We start from the raw sequence: 13239 nt of genomic DNA, 5'->3' as shown, positions 1-13239 counted from the left end.
GTTTGAAGCAAGATCAAAAGATCGCAGCCTGCGGCAGCTCCTACAGGTGAAATTGGGGTGCGGTCAGAGCACCATTTTTGGAGCTGAGATTCAGCCGCGCTGGGTCAGGCCCATCTTCTTGCGCCCCTCGGCTGGGGTCAGCACGCGGGCGCCGAGGCGGCTGAGGATCTCGTTGGCGCGTTCGACCAGTTGACCGTTGGTCGCCAGCACGCCCTTGTCCAGCCACAGGTTGTCTTCCAGACCAACCCGCACGTTGCCGCCGAGCAGCACCGCTTGCGCGGCCATCGGCATCTGCATGCGGCCGATGCCGAACCCTGCCCACACCGCATCGGCAGGCAGGTTGTCGACCATGGCTTTCATGGTGGTGGTGTCGGCCGGCGCGCCCCACGGGATGCCCAGGCACAGCTGGAACAGCGGGTTGTCGAGCAAACCTTCCTTGATCATCTGCTTGGCAAACCACAGGTGGCCGGTGTCGAAAATCTCCAGTTCGGCCTTCACCCCCAGCTCGGTGATGCGCTTGGCGCCGGCGCGCAGTTGCGCCGGGGTCGAGACATAAATGGTGTCGCCGTCGCCGAAGTTCAGCGTGCCGCAATCGAGGGTGCAGATTTCCGGCAGCAACTCTTCAACGTGGGCCAGACGGGTCAGCGGGCCGACCAGGTCGGTGTTCGGGCCGAACTCCATCGGGTGCTCGCCAGCGCCGATTTCGAGGTCGCCGCCCATGCCGGCGGTGAGGTTGACGATGATGTCGACGTCGGCCTCACGGATGCGCTCCATCACTTCGCGATACAGCGCCACGTCACGGCTGAACTTGCCGGTCTGCGGGTCGCGCACATGGCAATGGACGACGGTGGCGCCGGCCTTGGCCGCTTCCACCGCAGCCGCGGCGATCTGTTTCGGGGTGACCGGCACGTGGGGGCTCTTGGCGGTCGTGTCGCCAGCACCGGTAAGTGCGCAGGTGATGATGACGTCGTGGTTCATGGTGCGGTTTCCTTCAGGCGTGTTGAGTCTGTTCGCAGCCCTTTCTCGGGCTGCGAAGCGTCGGTCAGTCCCCTCTCCCTGGGGAGAGGGTTAGGGTGAGGGCTTTTCAAACGGGGGTTATTTACTGGTCAGTTGCAGATTTTCAGCGGCCGGTTTGCCGTCGAAGGTGGTCACACCTTCCAGCCAGCGCTGCTTGTCTTCGGGGTGATCCTTGAGCCATTGCTTGGCCGACTCGAAGGCGTCCTTGTGATCGAGCAGTGGCTGCATCATCCGGCTCTCGTCTTCGGCGGTGAACGTCAGGTTGCTCAGCAGCCGACCGATGTTCGGGCACTGTTCAGCGTATTTCGGCGCGGTGACCGTCCATACCGTGGCCATGCCTTCGTTCGGGCCGAGGGCGTCCTCGCTGCCGGTGAGATAAGTCATCTGCACGTTGACGTTCATCGGGTGCGGCGCCCAGCCGAAGAACACCACGGCTTCCTTGCGGCGCACGGCGCGATCGACGGCGGCGAGCATCCCGGCTTCGCTGGACTCGACCAGCTGGAATTTGCCGAGGCCGAACTGGTTCTTGGCGATCATCGCCTTGATCTGCGTGTTGGCGCCCGAACCCGGCTCGATGCCGTAGATCTTGCCGCCCAGCTCCTTCTCGAATTTGGCGATGTCGGCGAAGGTTTTCAGGCCCTTGTCCGCCAGATAGGTCGGCACCGCGAGGGTGGCGCGGGCGTCCTTCAGGCTTGGTGCCGGCAGGACTTTGACCTGGTTGGCATCGACGAACGGGGTGATGGTCTGGGTCATCAGCGGGTTCCAGTAACCGAGGAACAGGTCCAGCCGCTGATCGCGGATCCCGGCGAAGATGATTTGCTGGGACGCGCTGGTCTGTTTGGTGTTGTAGCCGAGGCCATCGAGCAGCACTTGGGTCATGGCACTGGTGGCGATCACGTCGGTCCAGTTGACGACGCCCATGCGCACGTTCTGGCACGACGCAGGTTCGGCCGCCATGACGCTGGCGCTCAAGAAAGCGGTACCGCTGAGTGCAAGAACACAGCTGCTGATCAGTCGTTTCATGTCGGGTTCCTCGGCAGGTCGTTATTGTGAGTTCCGGCATCTGGCGTGCCGGTGATGCAAAGTTACGCAGCTGTAGGCCTTTGAAAGCGCACTGCGGCGACTGGCTCTTGCACTGTAGCGACCTGTGCGCTTGAACGCTGACGACAATCGGCGTATCAACGATCCACGCTACCCGCTAACCGAGTGCGCCCATGTCCCAGGATTTCTACTTTCTGCTGATGCCGGGGTTTTCCGCCATCGGCTTTATCTCCGCGATCGAACCGCTGCGGGTAGCCAACCGTTTTCGTGGCGAGCTGTACCGCTGGCACGTGCTCAGCGCCGATGGCGGGGCAGTGCTGGCGAGCAATGGCATGTCGGTCAACGCCGACGCGGCGCTGGAGCCGCTGAAGAAAGGTGCGACGCTGTTAGTGGTGGCCGGATTCGAACCGCTGAAGTTCGCCACGCCAACCCTTGAGCACTGGCTGCGCCGCCTGGACAACGAAGGCGTGACCCTTGGCGCTATCGACACCGGCAGCTTCGTCCTCGCGGAGGCCGGCCTGCTTGACGGCCATCGCCTGACCCTGCACTGGGAAGCCATCGATGCGTTCAAGGAATCTTATCCACAGCTCAGCGTGACTCAGGAACTGTTCGAGATTGACCGGCGGCGCATCACCTCGGCGGGCGGCACGGCGTCTATCGATCTGATGCTTGATCTGATCGCCCAGGCCCACGGCCCGCAACTGGCGATTCAGGTCAGCGAACAATTCGTGCTGGGGCGGATTCGTCCGCGCAAGGACCACCAGCGCATGGAAGTCGCCACGCGCTACGGCATCAGCAACAAGAAGTTGGTGCAAGTGATTGGCGAGATGGAGCAACACAGCGAACCACCGCTGACCACGCTGCAACTGGCGGAATCGATCAAGGTCACGCGGCGGCAGCTGGAGCGCTTGTTTCGGCTGCATCTGAACGATACGCCGAGCAATTTTTATCTGCGTCTGCGATTGGAAAAGGCCCGGCAGCTGTTGCGCCAGACCGATATGAGCGTGCTCGAAGTCAGCATCGCCTGCGGCTTTGAATCACCGTCGTATTTCACCCGCAGCTATCGAGCGAGGTTCGCTCGCTGCCCCCGCGAAGACCGGCGTACCGCCCAAGCTTGAATGGATGCACACAAAACCAATGTGGGGGCGGGCTTGCTCGCGAAAGCGGAGTGTCAGTCGAAACATGAGTTGACTGATCCACCGCATTCGCGAGCAAGCCCGCTCCCACATTTTTGATCTTCAGTGTCTGAAGAAAAGGTTACTTCTTCACCAACGCCGAACACGCCGCCTTGTAAGCCTCATGCTGATACTTGTTCAACGTCCCCGGCAGCTCAAAGTTGTGCTTCTTGGCCTGCGCATTGATCGTCTGCGGCGACAATAGCGTTACCTCGCACCCCTCCAGCAACTGAAACACACCTTCGATCTTGAACGTGGTCGGCCCACCGGCAAACTCACCCTTCTTGCTGCGCTTCTTGATCGCAATCCGGTCAATCGAATGCTCGCGCACAAACGAAGCGACCTGCGCCGCGAAGCGTTTGACGTTGGCTGCCTCGTCATCATCGTCGAGGGCGATTTTCTTGGTGTTGAGCGCCACATGGCTCAGCGTTGCCCCGTCAAGGGAGGCCACGGCGATGATCGCTTCGCTGCCTTTGATTTCGATGCCGCAGATGTTCATGGGAATTCCTTTGAATAAAGAGGGCAGCCTACAACTCAAGCTGATTGGCGGTGATGCCGAACGCTGCGGCAATTTTCTCGCGTGTGGCCTTGCGAGGCTTGGCGACTGTTTCCTGCTGAGCAAACGCCGGTTGTGAAATACCCATGCGTTTGGCGACTTCTTCCTGAGTCAAGTTGAGATATTCACGCCAGGCACGGATCGGTGTCGCCCCGTCGACCATCCGACTGACGACTTCATGGGGAATCAGGTCGGGCTGCTTTTTCTGCGCAATGTACTGCGCGTAAGGGATGACGACGAAGGCTGGGTTGCCTTCAGCGTCGTTGATGATTTGGATGTCAGTAGGTGCGTTCATCGCGTTTCTTGACCTCTTGAATATTGATCACTTTGATTGCGCCATCCCAGTCAAACATGACTCGATAATTGCCGACGCGCAGGCGGTAGGCGTAGTCATGGCCAATCAGTGCTTTGACATTGCCCACATCAGGCATGTCGGCGAGCGACGTAACGGCATCTCGAACCTTTACCTGATGAACGGTGTGCAATTTCAAGAGTTGCTTAACGGCCTTTCGCGTCCAGTGGATGCTGTTCATGGAAGAATATAAGTCTTTTATAAGATTCGCGAATCTTTGCTTATGTTTCTTCGGAGGCCAATCAACAATCGTTGACAGCATGTTGCGTGAAAGGCCCGCAGCTTCGGGCGTTCAAGAAATTTGTGTAGGCGAGGTCGGAGTACTTTGTAGGAAGAGGGGATAGTGCGGCTGAAAGCTGGAGGCAGTTCCAGCTTTCAGCGGAACATTCAGGATCACTCCTGCCCAATCGACTCCAAAAACTCCGACCGTTCGTCACTCATCCGCGCCACACAGTCATTCTGCGCAATCTTGAACGCTTTGCTGCCTTCGGTGGCCGGGAAGGCTTCCACGGCGCAATCGGCGTCGCGGGTTTTCAGCCATTGTTGCTGGGCGGTTTTGAGTTTGGCGGTGATGTCGGCCAGTTGCGCGGCGTTTTTGCCGTAGGTGGTCTGCATGCGCTCGTTTAGGCTGGCGTAGTTGTCCTTGAGCAGGTCTTCGGCGGTGCTGCGGCTGTAGGTCGAGCATTCCAGGGTCTGGACGTCGTTTTCCACCGCGTCGCACGGGTTGTTGTCGGTCTCTTCGGCGGCGTGTACGCCGGTCGCCATCAGTGCCAAAGCCAGGAAGATCGATTTCATGGTTGTCGCCGCTCTAATCCAGTGATGTATCCAAGATGCGCCAGATTCTGGCTCAAGCGTGCGGGCTTGAACAGGTAGCTGATCGGAGCGCCTGGCGACCCTTTGTCGCGGATTGACGCTTTCGGCAATTCCCCTGTCGTTTTTGCACCCGGTCGCCCCGGCACCGAGGCATATGCTGGCCCCAAAGCGCCGGCAGACGATTCGGCGCATGAATCGCCAATAAGGGGACGCCTGATGAGCCCAGCCGAATTACACGCCGACAGCATCGTTATCGACGGTCTGATCATTGCCAAATGGAACCGCGAGCTGTTCGAAGACATGCGCAAGGGCGGTCTGACGGCGGCCAACTGCACTGTGTCGGTGTGGGAAGGCTTTCAGGCGACCGTGAACAATATTGCCGCCAGCCAGAAGCTGATCCGCGAAAACAGTGACCTGGTGATGCCGGTGCGCACCACCGCCGACATCCGTCGCGCCAAGGAGCAGGGCAAGACCGGCATCCTTTTCGGCTTCCAGAATGCCCACGCCTTCGAAGACCAGATCGGCTATGTCGAGGTGTTCAAGCAGCTCGGCGTCGGCATCGTGCAGATGTGCTACAACACCCAGAACCTGGTCGGCACCGGCTGCTACGAGCGTGACGGCGGCCTGTCGGGCTTCGGTCGCGAAATCGTCGCCGAGATGAACCGCGTCGGCGTCATGTGCGACCTGTCCCACGTCGGTTCCAAGACGTCCGAAGAAGTCATCCTCGAATCGAAAAAACCGGTCTGCTATTCCCACTGCCTGCCGTCGGGTCTGAAAGAGCACCCACGCAACAAGTCCGATGCTGAACTGAAGTTCATTGCTGACCACGGCGGTTTTGTTGGCGTGACCATGTTCGCGCCATTCCTCGCCAAGGGCATCGATTCGACCATCGACGATTACGCCGAAGCCATCGAATACACCATGAACATCGTCGGCGAAGACGCCATCGGCATCGGCACCGACTTCACCCAGGGGCACGGCCAGGACTTCTTCGAATACCTGACCCACGACAAGGGCTACGCCCGTCGTCTGACCAGCTTCGGCAAGATCATCAATCCGCTGGGCATCCGCACCGTCGGCGAGTTCCCGAACCTGACCGAAACCCTGCTCAAGCGCGGCCACTCCGAGCGTGTGGTGCGCAAGATCATGGGCGAGAACTGGGTGAACGTCCTCAAAGACGTCTGGGGCGAATGAATAACTCTGGAGCCTACTCCGCTCGCCGATAGCTGCGTCAGGTCCTCGCGCCAAACTCGCCGTACGTCCCGTACTGTCTCGCTTGTCGCTCCGGTCCTTCCTTGCTCTCGACGTGCTCGCTACGGCTCCAAAGTCATTCATACGGCTTGTTTATAAGAGCAAAGCAAAAGCTTCGCTCGGCACCAACCACGAATTTTCTGGAGTTAAGTTTCCATGGCCAAGATCGCCCCGCAATTGCCAATCGAAGTCGACAGCGAGACCGGTGTCTGGACCTCCGACGCCCTGCCGATGCTCTACGTGCCGCGTCACTTCTTCGTCAACAACCACATGGGTATCGAGGAAGTGCTGGGCGCCGACGCCTATGCCGAAATCCTCTACAAGGCCGGCTACAAGTCCGCCTGGCACTGGTGTGAGAAAGAAGCCGAGTGCCACGGCCTGGAAGGCGTCGCGGTGTTCGAGCACTACATGAAGCGCCTGTCGCAACGCGGCTGGGGCCTGTTCAAGATTCAGGACATCGACCTCGACAAAGGCACCGCCAGCGTCAAGCTCGAACACTCCGCGTTCGTCTACGTCTACGGCAAGGTCGGGCGCAAGGTTGACTACATGTTCACCGGCTGGTTTGCCGGCGCCATGGACCAGATCCTCGCCGCTCGCGGCAGCAAGATTCGTACGGTTGCCGAGCAAGTCTACGGTGGCTCCGAAGAAGGCCACGACGACGGCCTGTTCACCGTCAAGCCGTTGTAAGTCGAGGAACCCGCCATGGCTTTCGAAGCAATGTTCCAGCCGATCCAGATCGGCAAACTGACCATCCGCAACCGCGTGCTCAGCACCGCGCACGCCGAGGTCTACGCGACCGACGGTGGCATGACCACCGAGCGCTACGTCAAATACTACGAAGAGAAAGCCAAGGGCGGCATTGGCCTGGCGATCTGCGGCGGTTCGTCGGTGGTCGCCATCGACAGTCCGCAGCAATGGTGGAGTTCGGTCAACCTGTCCACCGACCGGATCATTCCGCACTTCCAGAACCTGGCCGACGCCATGCACAAGCATGGCGCCAAGATCATGATCCAGATTACCCACATGGGCCGACGCTCGCGTTGGGATGGTTTCCACTGGCCGACCCTGATGTCGCCGTCGGGTATCCGTGAACCCGTGCACCGTGCGACCTGCAAGACCATCGAGCCGGAAGAGATCTGGCGGGTGATCGGCAACTACGCCCAGGCGGCGCGCCGCGCCAAGGCCGGTGGCCTGGACGGCGTCGAGCTGTCGGCCGTGCACCAGCACATGATCGACCAGTTCTGGAGCCCGCGCGTCAACAAGCGTACCGATGAATGGGGTGGCAGCTTCGAAGGTCGCATGAAATTCGGCCTGGAAGTGCTGAAAGCCGTGCGCGCCGAGGTCGGTGACGACTTCTGCGTGGGCATGCGTATCTGCGGTGACGAGTTCCACCCGGATGGTTTGTCCCACGAGGACATGAAGCAAATCGCCAAGTATTACGACGACACCGGCATGCTCGATTTCATCGGCGTCGTCGGCTCGGGTTGCGACACCCACAACACCCTGGCCAACGTGATTCCGAACATGAGCTATCCGCCGGAGCCGTTCCTGCACCTGGCGGCCGGAATCAAGGAAGTGGTCAAGGTGCCGGTGCTGCACGCGCAGAACATCAAGGACCCGAACCAGGCCACGCGCATCCTTGAAGGCGGTTACGTCGACATGGTCGGCATGACCCGCGCGCACATCGCCGACCCGCACCTGATCGCCAAGATCAAGATGGGCCAGATCGACCAGATCAAACAGTGCGTCGGCGCCAACTACTGCATCGATCGTCAGTATCAAGGTCTGGACGTGCTGTGCATCCAGAACGCCGCGACCTCTCGTGAATACATGGGCGTGCCGCACATCATCGAGAAGTCCACAGGCGTCAAACGCAAAGTGGTGATCGTTGGTGCCGGCCCGGCCGGGATGGAAGCAGCACGCGTCTCTGCCGAGCGTGGCCACGACGTGACCCTGTTCGAGAAGAAAGAATTCATCGGTGGGCAGATCACCACCGCGTCGAAAGCGCCGCAACGTGACCAGATCGCCGGCATCACCCGCTGGTTCCAGCTGGAGCTGGCGCGGCTGAAAGTCGACCTGCGTCTGGGCACTGCGGCCGATGCGGCAACCATCCTCGATCTGCGTCCGGACGTGGTGGTGCTGGCGGTCGGTGGGCATCCGTTCCTTGAGCAGAACGAACACTGGGGCGCCGCCGAAGGCTTGGTGGTCAGCAGCTGGGACGTGCTCGACGGCAAGGTCGCGCCGGGCAAGAACGTGCTGGTCTACGACACCATTTGCGAGTTCACCGGGATGTCGGTCGCCGACTTCCTCGCTGACAAGGGCAGCCAGGTCGAGATCGTCACCGACGACATCAAACCGGGCGTGGCCATCGGCGGTACATCGTTCCCGACTTACTACCGCAGCATGTACCCGAAAGAAGTGATCATGACCGGCGACATGATGCTGGAAAAGGTCTACCGCGAAGGCGACAAACTGGTGGCGGTGCTGGAGAACGAATACACCGGCGCCAAAGAGGAGCGGGTGGTCGATCAGGTGGTGGTGGAAAACGGCGTGCGTCCGGATGAGGAAATCTACTACGCGCTCAAAGAGGGTTCGCGCAACAAGGGCCAGATCGACGTCGAAGCGTTGTTCGCGATCCAGCCGCAACCTTCGCTGAGCGAAACCGGCGACGGCTACTTGCTGTTCCGCATCGGCGACTGCGTGGCGCAGCGTAATACCCATGCTGCGATCTACGACGCGTTGCGCCTTTGCAAAGACTTCTAAGACTTGCACCAAACCCTGTGGGAGCGAGCCTGCTCGCGAATGCAATCTGTCAGTTGACGATGATGTCGACTGACCCAGCGCTTTCGCGAGCAGGCTCGCTCCCACAGTAAAGCGGACCGTGTTTCTCTAGGCTGTACTGGTGGGAGCTTCACCATGTTGAACACCCTTCTTCCAATCCTGTTGTTCGCAGCCCTGGCCCTTGCGGTGCTGGGTGCGTTGCGGCGGGTGGCCATGTGGCGTCGGGGCCGGGCCTCGAAGGTCGATCTGATCGGCGGCCTGTTGGCCATGCCCAAGCGTTACATGGTCGACTTGCACCACGTGGTGGCGCGGGACAAATACATCGCCAACACCCACGTCGCCACGGCCGGTGGTGCGGTAGCGTCGATCGTGCTGGCGATTCTGGTGCACGGTTTCGGCCTGCATAACCGCATCCTCGGCTATGCGCTGCTGTTGATGACGGCGGTGATGTTCGTCGGTGCGCTCTTCGTTTATCGGCGCCGGCTCAATCCGCCGGCACGGTTGTCGAAAGGCCCGTGGATGCGCCTGCCGAAAAGCCTGCTGGCTTTCTCCGCCTCGTTCTTCCTGGTGACCCTGCCGGTGGCCGGAATTCTCCCGGAGAACTTCGGCGGCTGGCTGCTGGCGGCGATTCTCGGGCTCGGCGTTTTGTGGGGCGTGTCGGAGCTGCTCTTCGGCATGACTTGGGGCGGGCCGATGAAGCACGCCTTCGCCGGCGCCCTGCACCTGGCTTGGCACCGCCGCGCCGAGCGCTTTGGCGGCGGTCGTTCCACCGGTTTGAAACCGCTGGATCTGAATGATCCAAGCGCGCCGCTCGGCGTGGAAAAACCCAAGGATTTCACCTGGAACCAGTTGCTCGGTTTTGACGCCTGCGTGCAGTGCGGCAAGTGCGAAGCGGCGTGCCCGGCCTTCGCTGCCGGCCAGCCGCTGAACCCGAAAAAGCTGATTCAGGACATGGTCGTCGGCCTCGCTGGCGGCACTGACGCGAAGTTTGCCGGTAGCCCTTATCCGGGCAAGCCAATCGGTGAGCACAGCGGCAATCCGCATCAACCTATCGTCAATGGTCTGGTCGATGCCGAAACCCTGTGGTCGTGCACCACCTGCCGCGCCTGCGTCGAGGAGTGCCCGATGATGATCGAGCACGTCGACGCCATCGTCGACATGCGCCGCCACCTGACTCTGGAAAAAGGTTCGACCCCGAACAAGGGCGCCGAAGTCCTGGAAAACCTGATCGCTACCGATAACCCCGGCGGTTTCGCCCCGGGCGGGCGGATGAACTGGGCGGCGGATCTGAACCTCAATCTGCTCAGCGAGAAGAAATCCACCGACGTGCTGTTCTGGGTCGGCGACGGTGCCTTCGACATGCGCAACCAGCGCACCTTGCGTGCGTTCGTCAAAGTGCTGAAAGCCGCGAAGGTCGACTTTGCGGTGCTCGGCCTCGAAGAACGTGACAGCGGTGATGTGGCCCGGCGTTTAGGCGACGAAGCGACCTTCCAGCTGCTCGCCAAACGCAATATCCAGACCCTGGCCAAATACAGCTTCAACCGCATCGTCACCTGCGATCCGCATAGCTTCCATGTGCTGAAAAACGAGTACGGCGCGTTCGACGGCAACTACCTGGTGCAGCACCACAGCACCTACATGGCGGAAATCATTCAGGCCGGTGCGCTCAATCTCGGTCAGCACAAAGGCAACAGCGTGACCTACCACGATCCGTGCTACCTCGGTCGCTACAACGGCGAGTACGAGGCACCGCGCGAAGTGCTGCGCGCCCTCGGCATCGAGGTCAAAGAGATGCAACGTTCCGGCTTCCGTTCGCGCTGCTGCGGCGGCGGTGGCGGTGCGCCGATCACCGACATTCCCGGCAAGCAGCGGATCCCCGACATGCGCATGGATGATATCCGCGAGACCGGCGCCGAGCTGGTGGCAGTAGGTTGTCCACAGTGCACTGCGATGCTCGAGGGCGTGGTCGAACCGCGTCCGCTGATCAAGGACATCGCCGAGCTGGTGGCCGACGCGCTGCTCGAAGACGCCGCGCCGAACAAGCCGACTGCACCGGCCAAACGTGAACCTGCGGAGGCCCACTGATGAGCGACATTATCCGCCGCGACCCGCGCGCCGAATGGATTGCGCGTAACCGCCTGCACCCGTTGCACGCGGCGATGCAACCGGCGCAACACAGCTGGATGGGCCCCAATGGTGTCATCCGCAAGAACCTGCACGGCATCGGATTCATCGGCCCCAACGGCATCAAGCGTATCGACCGCAGCGGCGCGCAACAGGGCGGGGCGGTCAAACGCTCGGCCACGGTTGAAGTGCAGTTGCCGCTGCATCAGGTGCCAGCCCCGGCGTTCTACATCAGCGTGGTGCCGGACATGGTCGGCGGCCGCCTGAGCAGCCACGACCGCGACTTGCTGGGCCTGGCTCATCAATTGGCCGGCAACGACGGCGCGGTGCTGGCGGTGGTGTTTGGCGAACACAAAGAGAACGCCTTCGCCACGGCCGGCGTCGATCGCTTGCTGGTACTGGAGGGCGACCAATTCAGCGGTTATGCACCGGAGCAACGGGTGCAGGGCTTGCGGGCTGTGGATAACCAGTTCAACCCGCGTCACTGGCTGCTGCCGGACAGCCGCAGCGGTGGCGGTGAACTCGGTCGGCGTTTTGCCGCGGCACTGGGCGAACGGCCGGCAACGCGGGTCTGGCAAGTCAAGGATCAGGAATGCATCGGTCGCGCTGGCGCGGGCCTGCAAGATCTGGCGCGTCCGGTCGCACGCTTGATTCTGGCCGCAGCCGAATGCGCGGAACCGGTCAGCGAAACCCGTCATGAGGCACTGCCGGTGGAGTTATCCACAACGGTGGCGCGCAGCCTGTCGCGCATCGAGGATCTTGGCGCGGTCGCGGTGGACCCGGCGGCGATTCCGATGGCCGAAGCCGAGTTCATTTTCTCTGGCGGCAACGGGGTCAAGGACTGGGCGCTGTTCCACCAGACCGCTGCGGCGCTCGGCGCCACCGAAGGCGCCTCGCGGGTGGCGGTGGACGATGGCTTCATGGCCCGTGATCGGCAGGTCGGCGCGTCCGGCACTTGGGTCACCGCACGGGTTTATGTGGCTGTGGGTATCTCCGGGGCGATCCAGCACCTGCAGGGCATCGGTGCCTGTGACAAGGTGGTGGCGATCAACCTCGACCCCGGTTGCGACATGATCAAACGCGCCGACCTGTCGGTGATTGGCGAGAGCGCGGAAATTCTTCAGGCGTTGATCGCGGCGGTAGCGGCTTACCGCAACGAAGCCAAGCGCGATGCGGCTTAAGGAACGGGTTATGAGCACAAAGATCATCAGTCTGGTTTCCATCGGTGCCCATCCGACCTCGGGCCGGCCACGCCGCGCCGAACAGGACGCGCGCGCCGTAGAACTGGGCCTGCAACTGGCTGGGGATAACCTGCAAGTGCTGCATGCCGGGGATGTCGCGGAACCGGCACTGCGCGCCTATCTGGGCATGGGCCTGGAACAGCTGCATGTGCTGGAGCAACCCGCTGGCGCCGACGCCTTGCCGGCGCTGACCGCGTATCTGCGTGATGCCGGCGCCCAGGTAGTGCTGACCGGCAGTCAGGCGGAAACCGGCGAAGGCTCGGGCATGTTGCCGTTCTTGCTCGCCGAAGGGCTGGGCTGGCCGCTGGTGGTCGGGCTGGCGCAGGTCGAGTCGATCAATGATGGTTCGGCGCTGGTGCTGCAAGCCTTGCCCCGTGGGCAGCGGCGGCGGTTGAAGGTGAAGCTGCCGTTTCTGGCGACTGTGGATAACGCCGCGCCCAAACCTCGACAGAGTGCCTACGGTCCGGCGCGACGCGGAGTTTTGCAGGCTGAAGACATCGAAGTGGTGGACGATGAGTTGCTCGCGATTGCCACCTTGCAACCGGCCAAGCCACGGCCGAAACGTTTGAAGGTGATCAAGGCCAAAAGCGGTGCGGACCGTATGAAAGCGGCGACGGCCAAGGCCAGTGGGGGTGGTGGACAAGTGCTCAAGGGCGTTACAGCGCAGGCCGGGGCGGAAGCGATCCTCAAACTCCTGATCGAAGAAGGCGTCGTTCGCTAGCGACACCTTCTTCCAGACTCTGAACCCCCTGTGGGAGCGGGCTTGCTCGCGAAAGCGTCGTTTCAGCTGCATCAAAGTTGAATGACCCACCGCTTTCGCGAGCAAGCCCGCTCCCACATTGGTTAAGGGGCAGCAGATCTCAGTGTGTTTACCCACAATCCCTGTTG

13 protein-coding genes are annotated in these 13239 nt (G+C 61.4%); 7 read left to right on the top strand and 6 right to left on the bottom strand.

The window, feature by feature from the left end:
• Positions 1 to 90: 90 nt before the first annotated feature.
• A complete protein-coding gene (locus CRO59_RS17435; protein ID WP_027610645.1) occupies positions 91 to 978 on the bottom strand; it encodes a 3-keto-5-aminohexanoate cleavage protein in 888 nt (295 codons plus the stop codon).
• 117 nt (positions 979 to 1095) lie between these two features.
• A complete protein-coding gene (locus tag CRO59_RS17430; protein WP_096795713.1) occupies positions 1096 to 2040 on the bottom strand; it encodes a choline ABC transporter substrate-binding protein in 945 nt (314 codons plus the stop codon).
• Positions 2041 to 2231: 191 nt separating this feature from the next.
• Between CRO59_RS17430 and CRO59_RS17425 the strand changes: the two genes are divergently transcribed.
• The gene (locus CRO59_RS17425; protein ID WP_095121415.1) at positions 2232 to 3176 is read left to right on the top strand and encodes a GlxA family transcriptional regulator; all 945 of its coding nucleotides are present in this window, start codon (positions 2232 to 2234) and stop codon (positions 3174 to 3176) included.
• A 139-nt stretch (positions 3177 to 3315) separates the two neighbouring features.
• Here CRO59_RS17425 and CRO59_RS17420 read toward each other — a convergent pair whose 3' ends face one another.
• From CRO59_RS17420 to CRO59_RS17405, 4 genes are all read right to left on the bottom strand, one after another.
• Positions 3316 to 3732, bottom strand: coding sequence for a DUF3010 family protein (locus CRO59_RS17420; RefSeq protein WP_027610648.1), 417 nt, complete (start codon positions 3730 to 3732; stop codon positions 3316 to 3318).
• Between the two features lie 28 nt (positions 3733 to 3760).
• Positions 3761 to 4084 (bottom strand): helix-turn-helix domain-containing protein, encoded by a 324-nt coding sequence (locus tag CRO59_RS17415; RefSeq protein ID WP_096795712.1) that lies wholly within the window; start codon positions 4082 to 4084, stop codon positions 3761 to 3763.
• Positions 4068 to 4322, bottom strand: a complete 255-nt coding sequence (locus CRO59_RS17410) for a type II toxin-antitoxin system RelE/ParE family toxin (RefSeq protein WP_097089045.1) — start codon at positions 4320 to 4322, stop codon at positions 4068 to 4070. The genes CRO59_RS17415 and CRO59_RS17410 overlap by 17 nt, the downstream gene beginning before the upstream one ends.
• A gap of 212 nt (positions 4323 to 4534) precedes the next feature.
• A complete protein-coding gene (locus CRO59_RS17405; protein ID WP_097089169.1) occupies positions 4535 to 4936 on the bottom strand; it encodes a lysozyme inhibitor LprI family protein in 402 nt (133 codons plus the stop codon).
• 234 nt (positions 4937 to 5170) lie between these two features.
• Here CRO59_RS17405 and CRO59_RS17400 point away from each other — a divergent pair, with 234 nt between their 5' ends.
• From CRO59_RS17400 to CRO59_RS17375, 6 genes are all read left to right on the top strand, one after another.
• Positions 5171 to 6148: a dipeptidase gene (locus CRO59_RS17400; protein WP_007962626.1), complete on the top strand. Its 978-nt coding sequence runs from the start codon at positions 5171 to 5173 to the stop codon at positions 6146 to 6148.
• Positions 6149 to 6361: 213 nt separating this feature from the next.
• On the top strand, positions 6362 to 6892 hold the full coding sequence (locus CRO59_RS17395; protein ID WP_007926354.1) for a DUF5943 domain-containing protein: 531 nt from the start codon (positions 6362 to 6364) through the stop codon (positions 6890 to 6892).
• 15 nt (positions 6893 to 6907) lie between these two features.
• On the top strand, positions 6908 to 8968 hold the full coding sequence (gene dgcA, locus CRO59_RS17390) for a dimethylglycine demethylation protein DgcA (protein WP_097089047.1): 2061 nt from the start codon (positions 6908 to 6910) through the stop codon (positions 8966 to 8968).
• A gap of 153 nt (positions 8969 to 9121) precedes the next feature.
• Positions 9122 to 11071, top strand: a complete 1950-nt coding sequence (gene dgcB, locus CRO59_RS17385; RefSeq protein WP_097089049.1) for a dimethylglycine demethylation protein DgcB — start codon at positions 9122 to 9124, stop codon at positions 11069 to 11071.
• Positions 11071 to 12291, top strand: coding sequence for an electron transfer flavoprotein subunit alpha/FixB family protein (locus tag CRO59_RS17380; protein WP_097089050.1), 1221 nt, complete (start codon positions 11071 to 11073; stop codon positions 12289 to 12291). Before dgcB ends, CRO59_RS17380 begins: the two co-directional genes overlap by 1 nt.
• 10 nt (positions 12292 to 12301) lie before the next feature.
• The gene (locus tag CRO59_RS17375; RefSeq protein WP_097089053.1) at positions 12302 to 13072 is read left to right on the top strand and encodes an electron transfer flavoprotein subunit beta; all 771 of its coding nucleotides are present in this window, start codon (positions 12302 to 12304) and stop codon (positions 13070 to 13072) included.
• The last annotated feature ends 167 nt before the right edge of the window (positions 13073 to 13239 follow it).

It is taken from the genome of Pseudomonas sp. LAMO17WK12:I5, from assembly GCF_900215165.1.
Lineage (GTDB): Bacteria > Pseudomonadota > Gammaproteobacteria > Pseudomonadales > Pseudomonadaceae > Aquipseudomonas > Aquipseudomonas putida_A.
This window is presented reverse-complemented; position numbering and strand designations above follow the sequence as displayed.

What these genes read in the sequence shown, in the direction of transcription:
- CRO59_RS17380 (WP_097089050.1), top strand. Translation starts at nt 11,071, where the DNA reads ATGAGCGACATTATCCGCCGCGACCCGCGCGCCGAATGGATTGCGCGT.
- dgcA (WP_097089047.1), top strand. Translation starts at nt 6,908, where the DNA reads ATGGCTTTCGAAGCAATGTTCCAGCCGATCCAGATCGGCAAACTGACC.
- CRO59_RS17425 (WP_095121415.1), top strand. Translation starts at nt 2,232, where the DNA reads ATGTCCCAGGATTTCTACTTTCTGCTGATGCCGGGGTTTTCCGCCATC.
- CRO59_RS17415 (WP_096795712.1), bottom strand. Translation starts at nt 4,084, where the DNA reads ATGAACGCACCTACTGACATCCAAATCATCAACGACGCTGAAGGCAAC.
- CRO59_RS17435 (WP_027610645.1), bottom strand. Translation starts at nt 978, where the DNA reads ATGAACCACGACGTCATCATCACCTGCGCACTTACCGGTGCTGGCGAC.
- CRO59_RS17405 (WP_097089169.1), bottom strand. Translation starts at nt 4,936, where the DNA reads ATGAAATCGATCTTCCTGGCTTTGGCACTGATGGCGACCGGCGTACAC.
- CRO59_RS17430 (WP_096795713.1), bottom strand. Translation starts at nt 2,040, where the DNA reads ATGAAACGACTGATCAGCAGCTGTGTTCTTGCACTCAGCGGTACCGCT.
- CRO59_RS17410 (WP_097089045.1), bottom strand. Translation starts at nt 4,322, where the DNA reads ATGAACAGCATCCACTGGACGCGAAAGGCCGTTAAGCAACTCTTGAAA.
- CRO59_RS17420 (WP_027610648.1), bottom strand. Translation starts at nt 3,732, where the DNA reads ATGAACATCTGCGGCATCGAAATCAAAGGCAGCGAAGCGATCATCGCC.
- CRO59_RS17395 (WP_007926354.1), top strand. Translation starts at nt 6,362, where the DNA reads ATGGCCAAGATCGCCCCGCAATTGCCAATCGAAGTCGACAGCGAGACC.
- CRO59_RS17375 (WP_097089053.1), top strand. Translation starts at nt 12,302, where the DNA reads ATGAGCACAAAGATCATCAGTCTGGTTTCCATCGGTGCCCATCCGACC.
- dgcB (WP_097089049.1), top strand. Translation starts at nt 9,122, where the DNA reads ATGTTGAACACCCTTCTTCCAATCCTGTTGTTCGCAGCCCTGGCCCTT.
- CRO59_RS17400 (WP_007962626.1), top strand. Translation starts at nt 5,171, where the DNA reads ATGAGCCCAGCCGAATTACACGCCGACAGCATCGTTATCGACGGTCTG.